The following is an 18527-nucleotide window of genomic DNA, read 5'->3' as shown; positions in this document are numbered from 1 at the left end:
AGGCCATCCAGGTCATATGCCATCACAGGCACGCGGTTCTCATCAGTGCTGGTCCTATCGCCCGGGAATGAATAGCGGTCTCCGAGTAGTCCGGCGCTGGACGTAAATAGGCGATTCCAGCCAACAACTGTCCTCATATCCCACTCTCGATGGCTGAGGGCTGCAAAGGGCCACTTAACCACCTCTTCAAGCTGGGGATGCTGCAGGGCAAGGTGCTTGCGCCGCTTGGGTGATAGCGACCGCAATCCCTGCCGATATGCACTGAACTCATCGCTGCGCATCATTAACGGACCATCTAGGCTCTGGCGCCGAAGAACATAGCGTGCCCTCAGCTCCTCCTCCCCGCCTTCCACCAGAGACCATGTATTCCAGAGAATCCTGGAGTGCAGCCTGTCCGATGCATCAGAGGCAGGACGACCTATATTGGAGCACTGCATCGCTTGGAGTGCTTGGCAAGCTTCGTGCAACTCCCCCATCGGAAACCTCCAAAAAAAGTAGACGTTGGAAGGGTAGTTTTGCTGGATGAAAAGGCTACGGTAGAGCGTTAGGGTTACCTGGAACCTAGCATCACTGGAGCGTACGTGAGCCTACCAAGTAAAGAGCCGGATGCATTGTCTGTGGCTTGGGTGGCGCAAACCTATGGCGGGCTGGTGCCGGCCAAAGACCTGTCGCGACTGCTCGGATTCAATAGCCCGGCAGCACTTAGGCGGGCAGCCGCCACAGGTCGTTTGCCAGTGACGCTGTTTCGTCCACAAGGTCGTCGCGGGTGGTTCGCTCACGCCGCCGATGTCAGCGCATACCTTCGATCTCAGGCACCTCAATTTCCGAGGGAGGCAGGCAGCCCATGACCTAGCCCAATCTAAACTTCCCTCGCCGGAAGTTGGAAAGAAAAAACCCGTGAGGTAGGACTCACGGGTTTTCAGGTCGGCGACTTTGCAGGTCTTGCCGATACTTTCCCCTTCCCTGACTCCCCTGTCAAGCCTGCGCAGGCCTGTCACGGGCACCTATGTCCGACTCGCCTGGTAAGGCTCGCCCAGGCATTTTGGACGGTGCTCCCGTGGGGTGCGCATGAGGAATCGGCATGTCCACAGACGCTCAATCTGGTGGCCTATCGTTTGAAGACCGTCACCAGCTTTACACCCGCATAAAGGCAAGTGAGCTCAGTATCCGGCAGATCGAGAGCATGGTTACCGGCAGCGGAACAAAGACTGTAGGCAAGGCGGCGCTAAGAAACGTTCGTGTTAGGCGCAACTCAATCAAGAACGGTAGTGCGCGAACAGTTGAAAGCCACACGTGCGAGTTGGTCTTTGCCTATGAGCTTGAGCTTGATCCCGAGGTGCTGGGCTACTACGTACAAGTACCATGCCGCCGCGTGCAGCGCACCACGGCGTCCGGGCGCAATCACATCAGCACTGCACATGTGGATTTTCTTGTTTTTCGCAGGGACCACGTAGAGCTAGTGGAGTGCAAGCCGCTATCGTGGCTGGAGAGCCAACTGGGCCTTCCGGACTCCCTTTGGGTCAAGCAGGACGCGGTGTGGACCTATTCCCCCTACGCCCAATGGGCACAGCAGCATGGCCTGGTGTTCAGAGTCTGGGTACCGCCCACTCCAACCGGTGTGTACCTCCAGAACCTTGAAGCGTGCTACGCGGTAGCCGGTGATGCCCTTCAGCAACATGAAACTACCGCAGTATCCAAGGCAGCTGGGCTAATCGCCAAGCGCCCGCTTCTGCTGGACTGTCTCCTCGCCGAGGTGCCCGGATTCACACCGCGCCTAGCGCTTTGGATGCTGGGAAGATCGGCGGCCTTCGGTCCATGGCAGAGCACTCCCGTGGCTAGGACTGACCGCTTCCATCTGTATGGCACGAAGGAGCAGGCCAAGGAGGCGGACGAGCTACTGTTTGGAGCCATTGTCAAAGGTCAGTCGCAACCAGCTGTGGACGATCCATTGCTGGTCGCAACCGCTACCGACCTCCAGCGGGCACGCCAGCGACTCAGTAGGCTTGCGCTGATTGAGGCCGGAAGTCTGCCCGCAACACGACGGATGGGCGCTCTGCAGCGACAGGTTCGAAAGGCTGTTGCCGAAGGAAGATCCGCGCTTTCGGCTTGTCTTACCAAATATGCCTTTAGCGGAAACCGAGCATCGCGCCTGCTTCCGGAACACGAGCAAGCCATAGAGACCGTCATCGCGCTGCACTGGAACACCGGGAGGGTACATAGACCGAAGGACTTGCTCTATGTGTTCGAAGAGGAGTGCCTTCGGTTAGGAGTTGAGCCTTGCGGTAGGGGCCGACTGGATGCCAGACGAAGAAGCGAGAGCCCAACGCGCCATGCGCTATCCACGGGCGGCTTTCGCGCCTACCACGCGACGCGTACACGCACCGATCCTCGCCATCGCTCGCTACCTCCGATCGGATATGGCCACACACTGCACGTAGATTCGTCGGATCTGGATGTTCGCTGCGCTCCGAACCTGATTCACTGCTTCCCAGCAAGCAAAGCAAAGTTCTATATCGGCATAGACGGAGCGACGGGCTATCCGATGGCTCATGCATTGGTATTTGGCTCAGCAAGAACCGACGCCTTGGCATTGCTTATGCGTGAGTACGTCAAAAGGCAGGGCTTCCTGCCCAAGTTGATCCATCTGGATCGAGGGCCGGAGAACACTTCCCGCTGGCTACAAGATTTCTGCCATGGCGAGATCAGTCTAAGGTTCTCCCCAACGGCAGGCAGCGCCTGGAACGGCATTGCTGAGAACGCCATCAAGCAGGTCAACGAACAAGTAGCACAGCGATTCCCGGGAAGCACGCGGCCCGATCAGATGGGACGTAAGGTCGACGGCAGATTCAAGAGCCGAAACAATGCGAGGACGGACTTTGTCCGTGTGCACGAGGAGTTCCTGAAGTTCGTCTATCACGACCTTCCTATGACACCGGGGCCAGATGATACAACGCCAGCTGAGAAGAGGGTTGAGGCGCTCGCGGCCTACGGCGCTGTCGGAACACCGTGCGAATGGAACGATGGGTTCCTAATCAGAACCGCGATCAAGGTGGAGACCAAGAAGCGAATCGACCGCCAGCGTGGCGTACGCACTGCCGACGGTTGGTTCACCAGTGACGGGCTTTTACAAGCGCTGCGAACTGAGGATGCCAGTGAGATTCGTAGCGACTGCTGTGACCCAAATGTGATCTACGTGAAGGTTCGGGGGAGGTGGTTCAAGGCCTTCCACAACAAAGTGCAGAGCGATGCGCTTTTGTCGGATCAGGAGCGACTGTTTCATCTGCTCTGGGCACCCTCGTTGCGCTCACAATCGGCAAAAAGAAAAGAGGAAGTTGCCCGTGCTCGTCATTCGCGCCGAGCGCAGGCCCAAGCGGCAATGCCCGCAACAGAGCACCTTGCCCCGGTGCCAATGACCGGCAGCGATGAGAGGTTAGATATCGAACCAGTGCCACCTGCGATCGCACAGGACATCGTTCCGTTCGATGAACGGGAGGACTACTGATGAAGATGGTTCAGCACCCAGCCTACGAGGGCCCACGCAAGCAATTGCGAACGGCGCTCGACCGTCATAGGCCAGGACATATGGTGTTCATTATTGGGCCATCGGGCGTGGGCAAGACCACGATGAGGCGCTCGGTAATGCAGGAGATGTTTGGCAATCCAGCATGCTGGGATTGTGGGCAGATACCCCTGGTCGAGACATTCGCCACACTTCCTCACGGCGCGTACTTTAGTTCGCGTCAGCTCGCTGTCTCTATTCTCCAAGAGTTGCACGCGCCCACGTTGGCGTGGCTACTGGACGGAAGCTATCTCGGGGAGGATGCAAAACTGCGAATACGACGCGAGCTCGCCGCAGCAACATCGGAGTGGGCGTCCTTAGCGCGAACAAGGCAGACAGAAGGCGAGTACTGGGGGATGGTGCAGCGAAGCCTGAGAGCGCGTAGCTGCAAGTATGTGTCAATCGATCAGGTTACAGCGCTACTAGTCAACCACAGGGACAAGTCACCCGCTGACCACACCCTCCATCTAATGGCGATAGCTGAAGCCACAGGCGTGATGTTCGTTATGACTGGGGTGCACAAAGCCACGCAGTTGTGGTCGGTCAACTCCGAGTTGCGACGCCGAGTCACAACCGTTTGGGTGCCTCCATATAGTGATAGGCGTCGGGATGACAAACTGCCGTTCCTTCGTTTGCTCAAGTCATTGGCCACTCGCTACGGGCTATCACAGGATGATCTGCTAATCCGGATGGCCAACGATATCCTTGCCGCTACCGGCGGCGTATTCGCTGAGGTGGTCGAACTACTGGGGCGGGCAGATATTGCTGCGAAGCAGGAGGGATGCAACAGAATTCTCAAGCGACACATTGAGATCTCCTACTACGGAAGTGAGGATCTTAGGAATCTATGGCGGGACATCGACGCCTTTGAGATGAGCATGGTTGCCGGCAGTGTCACTGAGCGATCAGAGCATGTGAAGGCTCGCTGGGGATCTCCAACCTGAGGGAAGAAAATGGTGACTACCGACTCAAATCAGTTCCGGTGGGGCGCCGATGCAAGGAGGCGGCGCGACGATCTCGCGCGAAAACTGCACGCCAGGAGGCGGTTCGCGGCTGCATTAATCATTGCTATTGCACTCCTCTCCCACCTGGCGGAGCTGGCGGAATCCACCAGTCACGAGGGCCAACATATAGGCCCTTCGCAGGAAGGTGTAGAAGCGCTCGACAAAGCGGAGGATTTCTGATGGAACTTCTCCAGCACTCAGCATACAGAGGGCCGCGAGATCGACTGAGGGCAGCCCTAGACAATCACAGACCGGGGCATATGGTCTGCGTCATCGGTCCGTCCGGTGTAGGGAAGACCACGATGCGTCGGAGCGTTATGCGTGAGATGTTTGGGAATCCAAACCTGTGGGAAAAGGGGAAAGTTCCTGCCATCGAGACGTTTGCGTGCTTGCCAGTTGGAGCATATTTCAGTTCGCGATACCTCGCCCGCGAGTTGTTGCAAGAGCTTAACGCGCCGACTCTGACTTGGGCGCTGGAGGGCAGATCACCTCGGTCAAGTCCCCCTTCGGACATTCAAGCCGAAGTGCGCGACAGAGACCTTCAGCTTGGACGGTATCAACTCAGGCTCACCGAAGCGGAGTGTTGGTCGTCTGTAAGGCGGTCCATGATTGCGCGTGACTGCAAGTATGTCGCTATCGATCAAATATCAGCGCTTCTGGTGAATCACAAAGACAAGTCACCTGCAGACCATGCATTGCACTTGATGACGTTAGCAGAGTCCGCCGGGTCGATGCTGATAATGAGCGGAATCCACAGGGCAGTTCAACTCTGGTCGATCGGATCCGAGCTTCGCCGAAGTGTGACGTCTATATGGGTTCCGCCATATAGCGTTAGAAGAAAGGAGGACCGGGCTCCATTCTTGCGCCTCCTTATGTCGCTAAGCGAAAGGCACAATTTCTCTAAACAGGACCTATTGATTCGAATGGCGGCGGATCTACTGGTCGCGACGGGAGGTGTCTATGGAGAGGTGGCTCAACTTCTGTCGCGAGCTGCGGATGCGGCCAAGCAGGAAGGAAGCGAGCGGATCCTTAAACGTCACATAGAGGCCTCCTACTATTCAGACAACGATCTTGCCAACCTTTGGCGAGATATCGAGGAATTCGAGGATGCAATGGAGGCTGGAAGCGTCACAGCCAGAGCGAAACAGCTCAAGTCTAGTTGGGCCTTCTCTTATGGGGAGGTGTGCCGTGAAGTCTAGCATTCACCGATTTACCTGGTCGTCCTTGCCTCCACTTCAATTGAAGGGTGTGGGAACGTCGCGAGTTGAATCCTTGGAGCACTACGTTCTACGGCAAGCGTGGACAGTCGGCGTGACCATGGCTAATATGATGTCGATAGTCGGTCCAGCTATTGCTGGTGGGCGTAGAGGACAAGTCATGGGCTCGGGCAAGTATTGCGGTCCCAGCCGTGACTTCAGTCACCGTATCAGCACGCTCAAGATGCTGACCGCCCAGGACGACCTGCAGTGCGGCACATTCTGGGTTTTGGAGGACGTACTGGCAACCTACGGAGGAGGCCGAGACACAACGCGCCGCCGCTGGTGCCCAGTGTGCTACCGCGATTGGGACGATGATCTCTCATATGAGCCGCTATCGTGGATCGTCGACATTCAAGCTGAGTGTGACCTGCATAAATGCAAGCTCGAAACCACCTGTTCAAGGTGTGGCGCGGACCAGCCGAGCTCAACAGACTACCAGCGGCGCAGAAGATGCCACAAATGCAAGCAATCGCTTTCCGGTGATGGCGCCGCCGCAGCGATTACTGGCGACGAGGCATGGGGTCAGCAGCAGCTTGCATCCATAATCGAACTTTGCGCGACGCCCTCACAACCCCAGATTCCCTTCGAAAACTATGTTCGATTCGTGAAACTGCTCGTTGACGGCCATCCGATGAGGCGGGCATATCCTAACGCTCTCAAGGCGGAATTTTACCGCGCTACCAAGAACTTGACCAGGGGTCGGACGACCATTCGTGCCATTGTCAATCTCTGCGCTCTCCAGTCCATCTCAGCACGCGACATCTTGCTAAGCCCGGATGCGGCGGCTTCCGAGCCGCTGTTGGATCTTTGGTTTAGCTATGCAACGTTAAAGCTACCTGTTGGGAGGCATGCGGAGCGGCTCGAGCGATGTGCCAAATGCTTTTCAGATGTTCTGAAAGCATCCGAGAAAGACCACTATGTGCCGCAGATGAAAGTTGTACTTAGACGCTTCAGGCTCAATAGGCAGTTGCTAAGAGAGATGCACCTTGACGTCTACGAGGAGTACAAAGTGAGATACGAAGAGCAAGGTCCGTACAGTCAAAGAGTTCACTTGAACAGGGCAATGGATCTTGCGCTACAGATGGTTGAAGGAGATGCAGACCAAGCAGGATCCCACCGCAAACTTCAGCAGGCAGCCAAGCAAATCGGCCAGCGATGCAATGTGTCGCTGGATGTGGGATTCTCGGTGATGCTCGGAGCACGAAACGTGCTGAAGGCGCTAAGTGAAAACCGCTTACGAAAACAGCCGTCTGGTGGCCGGCGACCACATAGCGTCGCCTAGCCCTCGCGGCCTCTGTCAATTTTCATTCGTCTCGTGAGCCAGTCCTAACTCGGCGCGAATACGCTTCAAGACCAGATCGCGCAACGGTCTACGGAGCGAACCATCAATGGCTGCGGCATAGATGTCATCATCTCGATCTCCGATGGGCAGGCCCTCCAAGCGTAGCGAAGCCTGAGCTTCAATGATTGCTTGGCGAAGCTGACTTCTACTGGCCATTGCCGCCCCGGAGGTTTAGCTGATTCTAGCGAGAGTTCACATGACGAGGGTTTGCCATGAGGGCTCTAATCCTTCGGATCCGACGCAACTTTGACCTAACGCCGTTGCTTTCGGTGACGCTAGTAGGCTGTACCGCTCGACACCGGCGTCTCTTGGAACTTGGTGAAGTGACCGAGTTGCCTAGGATCGCAGCGGCCCGAAGCTATCCCGGCCGCATTGGCCCTGATCCAGGTCCGCTTCTGGCCAGAAGCGGATACTGCAAACATTGCTGCCTGAGCGCACTCTCCAAAGGCAAGGGGAGCGCCTGCTGTTCGCCCGCTGTCACATCAACTGCGACTAGCTGAAATCTTTGATCGCCTACCTGGGAGGGCATTCCGCGCACCAGCATCCTGTTCGATCTGATGACTAATGATTCTCAGGACTTGCTGCGGTACCGGTGTACGGCTGCCCCGCTATCACTACTTGATCAGGAAGTCATTCAGTGATTTTCCGCTTGCTACCAGCTCGGCTATCCATCGCGGTTGCCGCCCTCGACCGGACCACGTCTGGCCGCGCACTGCAGGATTGCGGTACTTGGGGGCGGTGTTGGGCACTGTCGATTTGGCAGACCTCCGATCACCTCGCTTCTTGGCGGTTTCAGAGGGCACGATCACTGAAGCGCCGTAGAGTTCCTCTATCGTGTATCCATGATCCTTGACGTACTTGTTGATCTTGGCGCGCATCGCTGTGGCCTTAGGGCGTGACAGCACTTTGGACTGCTGCTTCTCCGCCTGAGCAATCAGTGAGCGAAGTTCCTTGGCAGAAAGGCCGCTGATATCAATAGTCATGAATTCTTCCCCGCTGTCGAGGCCCTAGCCTATTCTCAAATGACATTGCGTGTCACTCCACATCCACTATGAGTCGCTCAATCACAGGATCGACTACTAAAAAGTGGATCGTGTTAGCTACTTTCTCACTACACATGATTTTTACGTGGCATATGGAACTGAGGACTAAAGACGCGCCGTGAGTGATTGCTGTGGCGTCGCCAAGAGTTCTTTGAGATCGCCAGTTTGAGGCATTGGATCAATCGACGTTAGACTCAAGTGCTTTCCGTAGCAGATCAGGGAGGCAAGGCGCATAACCGTGAGATCAATTCCCTTCATTGTCGCTGCCGCGTTGGCGGGAACTTCGCTGGCTGCAGATGCTTCTGAGGATAACCTCCATAGAGATCCTTACTTTGATCCAGGAGGCGCCGTCAGGTTCAACTATGGCTGGCTCGACTACGGGCCGACCAGCCGCCTGCAGCTTGAACTGCTGCGCGCAGACCTTGACGCTGGATCCGGACCGTTTTCCTTCTCTGCCCAGTACCGCTGGTACGATGGTTTCGACGCCGTGCATCACGCGTACGCGGGCTGGCAGTTCTCCGATGTTACCCAGCTGAAGGCAGGTATCCAGCAAGTCCCGTTCGGGCTGCTCCCTACCGTTTCGCAGAGTTTCTGGTTCGGCTCCGGCTACTACCTGGGCGTCGAGGATGATTACGATCCGGGCCTTGTAGTGATTCACCGCAGCGGCAGCACAACCTGGCATCTTGGCTGGTTCTCCGGAGACGAATACGGGTCCGGGGCTCGCTACGATCGCTACTCCTTTGATGTCGCGCAGACCGAGGCGTTGCCGTATCGCGAGCGGCAACGACTGCATGCACGCGTGGAGAGCGCGCGCGACTGGGGCGGCGGCGAACTGTTGCTGGGCGCATCAGCGTTTGCTGGCAAGGTGCAGAACACTCAGACACGGCGTCACTACGGTCATCAGGGCGCTGCCCTCCATGCACAGTGGCAGCGCGATGGTTGGACCGCGCAGCTGCAGTGGGCGCGGTACCGGTATGACGTGCCCGGAGATCGCATCGCAATGTCGGCGTTCCAATCCCCCTTCCAGGTTGCAGCGCAGGCGGATGTGCCAAGCGCCAACATCGCCTATTCGTTCGGCCAGAAGGGCTGGCTGGATGACATCACCTGCTATAACAACCTCAGCATGACCCGCCCGGTCGGGCACCGCGCGGGCCTTCGTGATTCGTGGCAGAACGTGACCGGTTGCAGCCTGCAGAAAGGCATCATGCTCACCTATGTCGACTGGATCGCTGGCCGCAACATGTGGTTTGCTGGTGGTGATGGTATCGGCATCGACGAAGGAGGCCCTTCCAGCTGGCATTCGCGGCTGAACCTCAATATCGGCTTCTACTTCTGATCGGCCTCGCGCAAGCCGCAGGTTCTTCCACCCAATAACACGGAGGTATCCATGCAGAGCACGGCTCCGCAACATCCCCCCGTTCGCCAGCGGATCCTTCCGCAGGTGTTCATTCCCACGGCAGCCATCGTCATCGCGCTGCTCGCGCTTGCCGCCTTCGCGCCCGAAATGGCCACGCGGTGGTTCACCGCGGCCAAGTCATGGGCAGCCAATGATGCAGGTTGGTTCACCATCCTTGCAGTAGCCGGCTTCCTGGTCTTCGTTGTCGGCGTCGCCATCAGCAGTTACGGCCGCATCAAGCTCGGCCCTGACCACAGTACGCCGGACTACAGCTACGGCTCCTGGTTCGCCATGTTGTTCGCTGCCGGCATGGGCATCGGTCTGATGTTCTTCGGCGTTGCCGAGCCCATCATGCACTACGCCACGCCGCCGGTTGGTTCGCCCGAGTCGGCCGCCGCTGCCCGCCAGGCGATGCGCATCACGTTCTTCCACTGGGGCATCCACGCATGGGCGATCTACGCTGTGGTGGCGCTGTCGCTGGCGTACTTTGCGTACCGACACAATCTCCCGCTGCGTGTCCGCTCCGCGCTGTATCCGCTCATCGGCGACCGTATCCACGGCCCGTTGGGACATGCCGTAGACACGTTTGCCGCGCTGGGTACCATCTTCGGCCTTGCCACCTCGCTGGGGCTGGGCGTCATGCAGATCAACGCCGGCCTGAACTACCTGTTCGGCCTGGAGGTCAGTACGCTCGCCCAGGTTGGCTTGATCACCGTCATCACACTGGTGGCCACCGGATCGGTCGTGGCTGGCCTGGACAGCGGCGTACGCAGGTTGTCCGAGCTCAACATGATCCTGGCGGCGGCGCTGCTGGCCTTCGTGCTGGTCTGTGGACCCACCGTTCACCTGATGCAGGCGCTGGTGCAGAACACCGGCATGTACGTTTCCCAGCTGTTCTCGATGACCTTCAACCTTTATGCCTACGAACCCACTGGTTGGCTGGGTGGCTGGACGCTGTTCTACTGGGGCTGGTGGATTGCGTGGTCGCCCTTCGTTGGCATGTTCATCGCGCGCATCTCACGTGGACGCACCGTCCGTGAGTTCGTGGTGGGGGTGCTGCTCGTACCGCTTGGCTTCACATTCCTGTGGATGACCATCTACGGCAACACCGCGTTGCACATGGTGCGGGCGGAGGGCATACAGCAGTTGGTGCAGGCGGTCTCAACCGACAGCTCGATGGCGCTCTTCGAGTTCCTGGAGCACCTGCCGCTGACCATGCTGACCTCTTCGCTGGCGGTCATCCTGGTTGCGCTGTTCTTCGTAACCTCAGCGGACTCCGGTGCCCTGGTAATCGACATGCTCACCTCGAAGGGTGAGCAGGAATCGCCGGTCTGGCAGCGGATCTTCTGGGCGCTGCTGGTCGGCGGCCTGGCGATTGCATTGCTGGTGGCTGGCGGGCTGGAATCGTTGCAGGCTGCCACCATTGCCAGCGCGTTGCCATTTACGATCGTCATGATCCTGATGTGCTGGGGACTGCTGAAGGCCATGCATCTGGATGCCACCAAGCGCTCGATCCTGCGCGAGGCACGTATCCTACCGGGTACCAGCGAGGATTGGCGGGCGCGCCTGCGCCTGCTGGCGCACAACCCGTTGAAGATCGAGGTGACCGGCTTCATCGAGCAGCGCGTCATTCCTGCATTGGAAGAGGTTGCCGCTGAGCTTCGCAAGCAGGATCTGCCGGTCCAGGTCTCCAAGGGAGAGGATGGTCGTGCGTGGCTACAGGTTGGCCATGGCGAGGAGATGGACTTCTTCTACTCCGTACGGCCCCAGCCCTATGAGCCGCCGACGTTCGCCCTGCAGGATCCCCGTCGGCCGGTCAGCGAGGGCACCCGTCATTACCGTGCGGAGGTCTATCTGCGGGAGGGCGGGCAGGACTACGACGTCATGGGGTGGACCAAGGTTCAGCTCATCCACGATGTGCTCGATCAGTACGAACGCCACCGTCAGTTCCTGGACAAGGTGCGCTCGTAGAATCCGTACACAGATGCCGCCCGGAGGGGCGGCATCTGCCTTGGGCCGGGCATGACCCTGCCTTTGACGTGGCCTCGGCACCCGACCGTGCTATTGATGGTCGAACTGCTCAGGAAGTAGCCCATGCTCAGCCGACTGAGGCTCGCAGCCAGCAAAGTTACCAAGCGGATGTGGTTCCGTTCGACCCTGTATGGCGCCCTAGGCATCATCACGGCGTTGGCCGGCGCGTTCCTGAAGTTCCTCATTCCCGTTGGCCTTGCCGCACGGATCGGCGCAGATTCCGTCGGCAACATCCTTGGCATACTTGCCGCGTCAATGCTGACGGTCACCACCTTCTCGCTGTCCACCATGGTCTCGGCATACGGCTCCGCATCCAGCAGCGCCACCCCGCGCGCGGCCCGCCTGCTGATCGAAGACGCCCGGGCCCAAGGTGCGCTGGCCACCTTCATTGGTGCCTTCCTGTTCTCGATCGTCGGCCTCATCGCGCTCAGCACCGGCATCTACGGAGACAGCGGCCGGCTTGTCTTGTTCGGGGCAACCATCGCGGTCATCATCGTCATCACAGTGACGTTGCTCCGGGCTATCGAGCAGTTCTCACGCTTTGGCCGCGTTGGCGAAACCATCGATCTGGTGGAGCGGGCGACCAAAGCAGCAATGAAGCGCCGCGCCGAGGAGCCTCGGCTCGGCGGAGCCAGTGCGGTCCCGGTAGGGAAGGGGGCGATACTGCTGGTTGGCGATCAAATTGCCTACGTTGAACATGTGGACGTCGCCCGGATTGACGGCATTGCACAAGAACATGATCTGCGAGTTCATCTGCTCTGCCAGCCGGGTACGTTCGCGACCCCAGCCCGTCCCTTGATAGCCATTGAAGGGAATCCACTTCCGGACGTGCAGAGTGAAGTGATCTCAGCCATCTCCTTCAGTGACGCGCGCTCCATCGAGAATGACCCACGGTTCGGGCTGGTCGTGCTTGCGGAAATTGCCCAGCGAGCCATGTCACCTGCGGTGAACGACCCTGGCACCTGCATCGACGTCATCGGGACCTGTGTCAGGCTGCTCTGTGCATGGGCCAGCCACACCGGGGACGCTGCGACGTGTGAAGTGCTCTATCCGCGTGTGCACGTGCAGTGCCTCGATGTCCGCGACATGTTCGAGGATGCATTCACACCAATCTCCAGGGATGCCGCCGGCTCGCTGGAGGTCAACATCCGGCTGCAGAAGGCCTTCGTAGCGTTGGCAGGGTCCTCGAATGAAGCGACAAGAGTCGCATCACAGGCGCATGCCCGCATTGCGTTGGAGCGCGGCCTATTGGGCATGGATTTCGAAGCTGATCGCAAGGCGCTTCGAGCCGTCGTATCTTATTTGACTCTGGAAGATGTGGACCAACGTTCGTAGTATCTTCCTATCAATGCCTTTGAAGCGCTGCGCTGGCTATCAGTACTCGGCTGTGGTCTGGAACACATACGGTCAGCTCACCTTCCACAGCATGTATGCGGCAGTAATGAAGATCAGTACTGCAAATACCGTGTTCAGAGCTCCACGATAGCTGGCAAGCTTCGTCGAAATTGCTGCTCCTGCAGTACCGCCAGCCATCCCGGCAACGACGAACACTGCCGCGAGCTTCCAGTTGATCAGGCCTGCATGCGCGTAGTTCAGTGCGGTGGTCATGCCGAATGCGGCGACGGCGAGGAGCGAGCTTCCGACTGCGGCAATGATCGGCATTCCCGTCGCGGCCACAAGTGCGGGCACGATGAGGAAACCTCCGCCAATGCCAAAGAAGCCAGAAAGCCCACCGGCAGTGGCGCCCAGCCCAATCAGTGCGGGTGCATTGCGTCTGCCGAGCCGAGCGTCCGCGAAGCCAAGCGTGTTGCGCCTGCGAAGCATGGCGATGCCGACAATGACCATGACCACAGCAAACAGCGCCAACAGCCTGTTGCCGTCGAACGCCTTGCCCAAGCTGGAACCCAGGTAGGCGCCCGCGATCCCCGCCAGGGCGAAGACCGAGGCACAGGGCCAACGAACATTCCCTCTACGGGCATGTATCACCAGATTCGACACCGCGTTGACCGCCACTGCCAGGGCGCTGGTACCGATAGCCACATGCGGATCTTCCACTCCGACCACGTAGAGCATCAGTGGTACCGCCAGGATGGATCCGCCTCCGCCAACCACGCCGAGGACGAAGCCGACCAGGACGCCAGACAGGCCGCCCAGCACCCACTGCAGCATAGATAGCGTTTCCATATGTCAGTCGGCGGACGCCGGACCTTGCTGCAGCCGTGTTGCGATGGAGGAAAGGTCGTAGCCTGCGTCCGAGGCAACAGACAGGACGTGGGCAAACGCCGCTCCGTTGTGAACGACTTCCGACAGCGCCCAAAGCATCGCAGCGCGGGTGCCGGTTCTGCAATACGCGGCAATAGGGCGTGGCAGCGCGTCGATCAACTTGGCAAAGGTATGCACCTGATCATCGGTAATGACACCAGGCACTACCGGAAGATAGGCAAATTGCATGCCCGCCTGTTGGCAGGCAGCCTGCAGCGCATGGTGACTGGGCTGCTCCGGCTGTTCGTCGTCGGGCCGATTGCAGATCACGCTCCCAAAGCCCTGCTCCTTCAGAGCTTCAATATCCTCTGGCAGGAGCTGACCGGATACCTTGAGGTAGGCAGAGAGTGGCTTGAGGTTCATGGTTGTCCCGTAGTTGCAGTGGGGCGATGAATGAGGCCATGCAGGATCACGCCTGCGATCATTGCCGTGGTGAAGATGATCGCGAAGGGCTGGCCGGTTCCCAGCAACGCGATGGCAGGGCCGGGACACACTCCGGCCAGTCCCCATCCCAGGCCGAATATCGCCGCACCGATCACAAGGCGCCGATCGATGATGCGATGGGTGGGAATGTGCAGCGATGCGGCAAGCAGCGGCGTTCTGCGGGCGCGTATCCACAAGTAGGCTGCGCTGGATGGGATCAGTGCGCCCAGCATGACCAGCGCCAGAGAAGGGTCCCAGGCGTCGCTCACATTAAGGAAAGCAAGCACGCGGGCTGGGTTGGCCATATCGGATACGACCAGTCCCAGTCCGAAGAGTGCGCCGCACAGGAACGCGGCGAGACGGGTCATGCCGTGCCTCCCGCCACAATCGGTACTAGGGTCGCCGTGGCCATGCCCATGAGCATGAACACGCAGGTAGCCATCGCCGACCGAGGCGATGCCCGGCCCAGGCCGCAGACACCGTGCCCACTGGTACAGCCAGCGCCAAGGCGAGTTCCGTAACCCACCAGCAGTCCGGCAATCACCAATACCACTGCTCCGTTTGCGGAGAGCGCCGGCAATAGTATGGGCCTGGCCGCCAATGCCAAGCCTGACGCCAGGGCAAGTCCTGCCATGAACAGGGCTGCACTCCCGCGTCCGCCGTCACCCGGCATGCCCAGTGTCTTGGCAAGCAGACCCGAGATGCCGGCAACGCGGCCGAGAAGGACCAGATAGGCACCGGCCGCTGTTCCGATCATGGCACCGCCAGCGAGCGGCCAGTACCAGGCCAAATGAGAGAGCGTCATAGCAGGTCCACCGGCAGCTTGAGGTAGCGCACGCCGTTGTCCTCGGGTTCGGGCAGATGGCCGGCGCACATGTTGACCTGCACTGACGGCAGGATCAGCCGTGGCATCGGAAGCGTGGCATCACGAGCCTCCCGCAGTTCCACAAACATGGCTTCGCTCACGCCCTCGTGCACATGCATGTTTGTTGTCCTTTCGGCACCGATGGTTGTTTCCCATGCGAAATGGTCCCGGCCGGTGGCTTTGTAGTCATGGCACAGGAATACGCGGGTGGCGTCGGGTAGGGACAGCAGGCGCTGGATCGAGCGATACAACTGGCGAGCCGAACCACCTGGAAAGTCGCATCGGGCGGTGCCGTAGTCCGGCATGAACAGCGTATCTCCAGGAAACACGGCGTCGCCGATCACGTACGCCAGACAAGCGGGAGTGTGGCCTGGCACGTGCAGCGACATAGCCTGCAGATTACCGATTCGGAAGGAGGCACCGTCGGCGAACAGGCGATCGAACTGGCTGCCATCCCGCTTGAATGCAGTACCGGCATTGAAGACCTTGCCGAAGGTTTCTTGGACTGCGGTGATGTGTTCGCCAATAGCCAGCGCGCCTCCCACCTGCTCCTGCAGCCATGGAGCCGCGGACAGGTGGTCGGCATGCGCGTGGGTTTCCAGCAACCATTGCACCTGCAGGCGCTCGGCACGCACGTAGTCCACCAACGCCGATGCGGAGGAAGTGGACGTGCGGCCTGCGGCCATGTCGAAGTCCAGGACGCTGTCGATGACGGCGCACGCTGAAGAAGTTGGATCGCGTACGACGTGGCTGGCAGTAAACGTAGCAGGATCAAAGAACGTCTTCACGGAAGGCGAGGGAAGCAGGCCGGCACGCGCATCGCTGACTAGGCGCACAGCCTGCTCCAGGGGGGCGTCTGTCTCTACGGATGGGATCATGACTGGCTCCAGGAGGCTTCGTGGCCTGAGAATTACATAGTTACCTAATATGTGCAACTATTGAAGCATGCTAGATTGGACGGGCCACCCATGGTGTTCGCATCACCTCAGCCGCCCAAGTTGCCATTGCCTGTGACCAGCCCCCCATTCAGCCCGTCTGACCTAGCCACGATGAAGGAGCGCGTGCCCGAAGTGGCCGAGTTGCTGCGCTTCATGGCCACCCCCTCGCGCCTGTTGCTGCTATGCCAGCTCGCGCAAGGTGAAATGACGGTGGGCGGACTTGAGGACGCAACTGGCATTCGACAGCCGGCGCTCTCCCAGCAACTGGCCGAACTCCGCCAACGAAAGCTTGTAGCGACCCGGCGGGAATCGCGGTCGATCATCTACCGCATGGCAGACCCGCGCGTTGCAGCACTGCTGGGCGCGATGCATGGGATTTTCTGTGCGGACGATGCATCAACTTGAAGTGGCCTAAGGCGTCCTAGAAGGGACGAGCTAGACTCACTGACCTAGGGGAATTTAGGCCATTGGCGTAGTCTGCCCCAAAACCAATTGACCGCAGCAGGCTCGAGGTCTGCTGCGGTCTAGGGATGTTTATCAGGGATGGGGTGGATGTCTGCTTATGGCCGATAGCGGGACATAGGACCCGTGGCGAATGTCCACCTGTTCTTTGGCGATTCGGTCAGAGCTCAATTCAGTCTGATCAACTGCCTACCAGCTTGTCGACCTCGCCTGCGAAATGATCTTGGGATCTGGGAAGCTACCCATTGAGAATGCACCGAGGCGACCGCAATGCCGGATTTCCCCTCAGGCGCTATGCCGGCCTACAATAGACCGTCAAATACCTAACGGATCGGCTAGCGATGACTCCACCCTGAGGCTTGATTGAAGAAGCGATCCAGACACTTAGGTCTGGAAGGGTGCCTGTTTCTTTAGTTTGGCGCGCACGGCTGTGCGCGGAGATCATTTCCTATGTCTGCAATTTATCCCCTGCGCCAGCAATGGCTCGGTAACATCCGTGGTGACCTGCTGTCGGGCATCGTCGTTGCGCTAGCCCTGATTCCTGAGGCAATCGCGTTTTCCATCATCGCCGGCGTCGACCCAAAGGTAGGTTTGTATGCCTCGTTCTGCATCGCCGTCATCACCGCCATCGCCGGTGGCCGCCCTGGCATGATCTCGGCTGCGACCGGCGCCATGGCGTTGGTGATGGTTACGCTGGTGCGCGAGCACGGCATCCAGTATCTGTTTGCCGCCACCATCCTGGCCGGCGTGCTGCAGATGCTGGCCGGCGCCCTGCGGTTGGGCTCGCTGATGCGCTTTGTGTCGCGCTCGGTGGTGACCGGATTTGTGAATGCACTGGCGATTCTCATTTTCATGGCGCAGCTTCCCGAGCTCATCGGCATGCCGTGGATGGTGTATGCGATCTGTGCTGTGGGTCTGGCAATCATCTACCTGCTGCCGCTGCTGACCAAAGCCGTTCCTTCGGCATTGGTGGCGATCGTGGTTCTTACGGCCGCTTCCATGTATTTCGGCTTCCAGGTACGCACCGTAGGCGACATGGGGGCGCTGCCTGACAGCCTGCCGTCGTTCCTGATTCCGGACGTGCCATTCACCTGGGAAACACTCCAGATCCTGCTGCCGGTTTCGGCGACTTTGGCGGTCGTTGGCTTGTTGGAATCGCTGATGACCGCGCAGATCGTCGAAGACATGACCGATACCCCGAGCCAGAAGAATCGCGAATGTGCGGGCCAAGGCTTGGCTAACACCGTAACGGGCTTCTTTGGGGGCATGGCAGGCTGTGCAATGATCGGCCAGTCGGTGATCAACATCACTTCCGGTGGCCGAGGCCGTCTCTCCTGCCTGGTGGCCGGCGTGGTTCTGCTCCTCCTCGTTGTTTATGGGTCAAACCTGGTAAGTCAGATTCCAATGGCCGCACTGGTCGCGGTGATGATCATGGTCAGCATCGGAACCTTCAGCTGGCGCTCGCTGCGCGAGCTGGCCGTTCATCCCAAGAGCTCTTCAATTGTGATGGTTGGGACGGTCATCGTGACCGTGGCTACCCACGACCTTGCCAAGGGCGTGTTGACAGGCGTGGTCCTGTCGGCCGTGTTCTTCACCCGCAAGGTCGGAAAGATGCTGAGCATCGACGACACCCAGGTCGACATCGACTCGCGCGTCTACGTTGTGAGGGGGCAGGTGTTCTTTGCGTCTGCCGGACAGTTCGTGAGCAGCTTCAACTATCTGGATGTCCCCAAGAACGTCAAAATCGATCTGAAGGACGCCCACTTCTGGGACCTGACCGCCGTTGATGCGCTCGACAGGGTAGTGATGAAGCTGCGCGAGCACGGCGCGACCGTTGAAGTGTTCGGTCTCAACGATGCAAGTGAGACCTTGGTTGATCGCCTGGGAAAGCACCGTACGCCAGGCGCCGCGCTGTCGTCGAGTCATTGAATGAGCGAAGCGGG

The 18527-nt window shown here is 59.1% G+C and carries 15 protein-coding genes and 1 pseudogene; 10 read left to right on the top strand and 6 right to left on the bottom strand.

Going from position 1 to position 18527, the window contains the following annotated elements; translation table 11 throughout:
• Positions 1-1081: 1081 nt before the first annotated feature.
• The 5 genes and pseudogenes from EZ304_RS19975 to EZ304_RS19960 all read left to right on the top strand — a co-directional run bounded on the left by EZ304_RS19975 (position 1082) and on the right by EZ304_RS19960 (position 7104).
• Positions 1082-3502: an integrase catalytic domain-containing protein gene (locus tag EZ304_RS19975; protein WP_142807951.1), complete on the top strand. Its 2421-nt coding sequence runs from the start codon at positions 1082-1084 to the stop codon at positions 3500-3502.
• Positions 3502-4032, top strand: a pseudogene (locus tag EZ304_RS21200) (AAA family ATPase); the annotation flags it as partial. The gene EZ304_RS19975 and the pseudogene EZ304_RS21200, both read left to right, overlap by 1 nt.
• A gap of 216 nt (positions 4033-4248) precedes the next feature.
• The gene (locus EZ304_RS21195; RefSeq protein WP_229302317.1) at positions 4249-4503 is read left to right on the top strand and encodes a hypothetical protein; all 255 of its coding nucleotides are present in this window, start codon (positions 4249-4251) and stop codon (positions 4501-4503) included.
• A gap of 239 nt (positions 4504-4742) precedes the next feature.
• Entirely contained in the window at positions 4743-5762 is a 1020-nt protein-coding gene (locus EZ304_RS19965; protein WP_080355803.1) for an AAA family ATPase, read from the top strand.
• A gap of 178 nt (positions 5763-5940) precedes the next feature.
• Entirely contained in the window at positions 5941-7104 is a 1164-nt protein-coding gene (locus EZ304_RS19960) for a hypothetical protein (RefSeq protein WP_142807950.1), read from the top strand.
• Between the two features lie 674 nt (positions 7105-7778).
• Here EZ304_RS19960 and EZ304_RS19955 read toward each other — a convergent pair.
• Positions 7779-8147 (bottom strand): H-NS family nucleoid-associated regulatory protein, encoded by a 369-nt coding sequence (locus EZ304_RS19955; protein WP_075675701.1) that lies wholly within the window; start codon positions 8145-8147, stop codon positions 7779-7781.
• A 298-nt stretch (positions 8148-8445) separates the two neighbouring features.
• Between EZ304_RS19955 and EZ304_RS19950 the strand changes: the two genes are divergently transcribed.
• From EZ304_RS19950 to EZ304_RS19940, 3 genes are all read left to right on the top strand, one after another.
• On the top strand, positions 8446-9543 hold the full coding sequence (locus EZ304_RS19950; RefSeq protein ID WP_049441715.1) for a hypothetical protein: 1098 nt from the start codon (positions 8446-8448) through the stop codon (positions 9541-9543).
• Positions 9544-9594: 51 nt separating this feature from the next.
• Positions 9595-11574, top strand: a complete 1980-nt coding sequence (locus tag EZ304_RS19945) for a BCCT family transporter (protein ID WP_049441717.1) — start codon at positions 9595-9597, stop codon at positions 11572-11574.
• Positions 11575-11697: 123 nt separating this feature from the next.
• On the top strand, positions 11698-12969 hold the full coding sequence (locus EZ304_RS19940) for a DUF2254 domain-containing protein (RefSeq protein ID WP_049441718.1): 1272 nt from the start codon (positions 11698-11700) through the stop codon (positions 12967-12969).
• 72 nt (positions 12970-13041) lie between these two features.
• Here EZ304_RS19940 and EZ304_RS19935 read toward each other — a convergent pair whose 3' ends face one another.
• Genes EZ304_RS19935 through EZ304_RS19915 form a run of 5 tightly spaced genes read right to left on the bottom strand, consistent with a single transcriptional unit; the run spans position 13042 to position 16062 of the window.
• Entirely contained in the window at positions 13042-13803 is a 762-nt protein-coding gene (locus tag EZ304_RS19935) for a sulfite exporter TauE/SafE family protein (RefSeq protein WP_049441719.1), read from the bottom strand.
• An 18-nt stretch (positions 13804-13821) separates the two neighbouring features.
• A complete protein-coding gene (locus EZ304_RS19930) occupies positions 13822-14259 on the bottom strand; it encodes a TIGR01244 family sulfur transferase (protein ID WP_049441720.1) in 438 nt (145 codons plus the stop codon).
• Positions 14256-14687 (bottom strand): YeeE/YedE family protein, encoded by a 432-nt coding sequence (locus EZ304_RS19925; RefSeq protein ID WP_049441722.1) that lies wholly within the window; start codon positions 14685-14687, stop codon positions 14256-14258. Before EZ304_RS19925 ends, EZ304_RS19930 begins: the two co-directional genes overlap by 4 nt.
• Positions 14684-15124, bottom strand: coding sequence for a YeeE/YedE family protein (locus tag EZ304_RS19920; protein WP_080355804.1), 441 nt, complete (start codon positions 15122-15124; stop codon positions 14684-14686). The genes EZ304_RS19925 and EZ304_RS19920 overlap by 4 nt, the downstream gene beginning before the upstream one ends.
• A complete protein-coding gene (locus EZ304_RS19915; protein ID WP_239683842.1) occupies positions 15121-16062 on the bottom strand; it encodes an MBL fold metallo-hydrolase in 942 nt (313 codons plus the stop codon). Before EZ304_RS19915 ends, EZ304_RS19920 begins: the two co-directional genes overlap by 4 nt.
• A gap of 171 nt (positions 16063-16233) precedes the next feature.
• Between EZ304_RS19915 and EZ304_RS19910 the strand changes: the two genes are divergently transcribed.
• On the top strand, positions 16234-16527 hold the full coding sequence (locus EZ304_RS19910) for an ArsR/SmtB family transcription factor (RefSeq protein WP_049441866.1): 294 nt from the start codon (positions 16234-16236) through the stop codon (positions 16525-16527).
• A 507-nt stretch (positions 16528-17034) separates the two neighbouring features.
• Positions 17035-18513: a SulP family inorganic anion transporter gene (locus EZ304_RS19905; RefSeq protein ID WP_049441724.1), complete on the top strand. Its 1479-nt coding sequence runs from the start codon at positions 17035-17037 to the stop codon at positions 18511-18513.
• The last annotated feature ends 14 nt before the right edge of the window (positions 18514-18527 follow it).

It is taken from the genome of Stenotrophomonas maltophilia (genome assembly GCF_006974125.1).
In the GTDB taxonomy this organism is placed as follows: domain Bacteria; phylum Pseudomonadota; class Gammaproteobacteria; order Xanthomonadales; family Xanthomonadaceae; genus Stenotrophomonas; species Stenotrophomonas maltophilia_O.
The sequence above is the reverse complement of the archived record's forward strand: the minus strand, read 5'-3'. Positions and strand labels throughout refer to the sequence as shown.

Coding starts and splice junctions, on each gene's coding strand:
- EZ304_RS19975 (WP_142807951.1), top strand. CDS start 1,082: ATGTCCACAGACGCTCAATCTGGTGGCCTATCGTTTGAAGACCGTCAC.
- EZ304_RS21195 (WP_229302317.1), top strand. CDS start 4,249: ATGGCCAACGATATCCTTGCCGCTACCGGCGGCGTATTCGCTGAGGTG.
- EZ304_RS19965 (WP_080355803.1), top strand. CDS start 4,743: ATGGAACTTCTCCAGCACTCAGCATACAGAGGGCCGCGAGATCGACTG.
- EZ304_RS19960 (WP_142807950.1), top strand. CDS start 5,941: ATGGGCTCGGGCAAGTATTGCGGTCCCAGCCGTGACTTCAGTCACCGT.
- EZ304_RS19955 (WP_075675701.1), bottom strand. CDS start 8,147: ATGACTATTGATATCAGCGGCCTTTCTGCCAAGGAACTTCGCTCACTG.
- EZ304_RS19945 (WP_049441717.1), top strand. CDS start 9,595: ATGCAGAGCACGGCTCCGCAACATCCCCCCGTTCGCCAGCGGATCCTT.
- EZ304_RS19940 (WP_049441718.1), top strand. CDS start 11,698: ATGCTCAGCCGACTGAGGCTCGCAGCCAGCAAAGTTACCAAGCGGATG.
- EZ304_RS19935 (WP_049441719.1), bottom strand. CDS start 13,803: ATGCTGCAGTGGGTGCTGGGCGGCCTGTCTGGCGTCCTGGTCGGCTTC.
- EZ304_RS19930 (WP_049441720.1), bottom strand. CDS start 14,259: ATGAACCTCAAGCCACTCTCTGCCTACCTCAAGGTATCCGGTCAGCTC.
- EZ304_RS19925 (WP_049441722.1), bottom strand. CDS start 14,687: ATGACCCGTCTCGCCGCGTTCCTGTGCGGCGCACTCTTCGGACTGGGA.
- EZ304_RS19920 (WP_080355804.1), bottom strand. CDS start 15,124: ATGACGCTCTCTCATTTGGCCTGGTACTGGCCGCTCGCTGGCGGTGCC.
- EZ304_RS19915 (WP_239683842.1), bottom strand. CDS start 16,062: ATGATCCCATCCGTAGAGACAGACGCCCCCCTGGAGCAGGCTGTGCGC.
- EZ304_RS19910 (WP_049441866.1), top strand. CDS start 16,234: ATGAAGGAGCGCGTGCCCGAAGTGGCCGAGTTGCTGCGCTTCATGGCC.
- EZ304_RS19905 (WP_049441724.1), top strand. CDS start 17,035: ATGTCTGCAATTTATCCCCTGCGCCAGCAATGGCTCGGTAACATCCGT.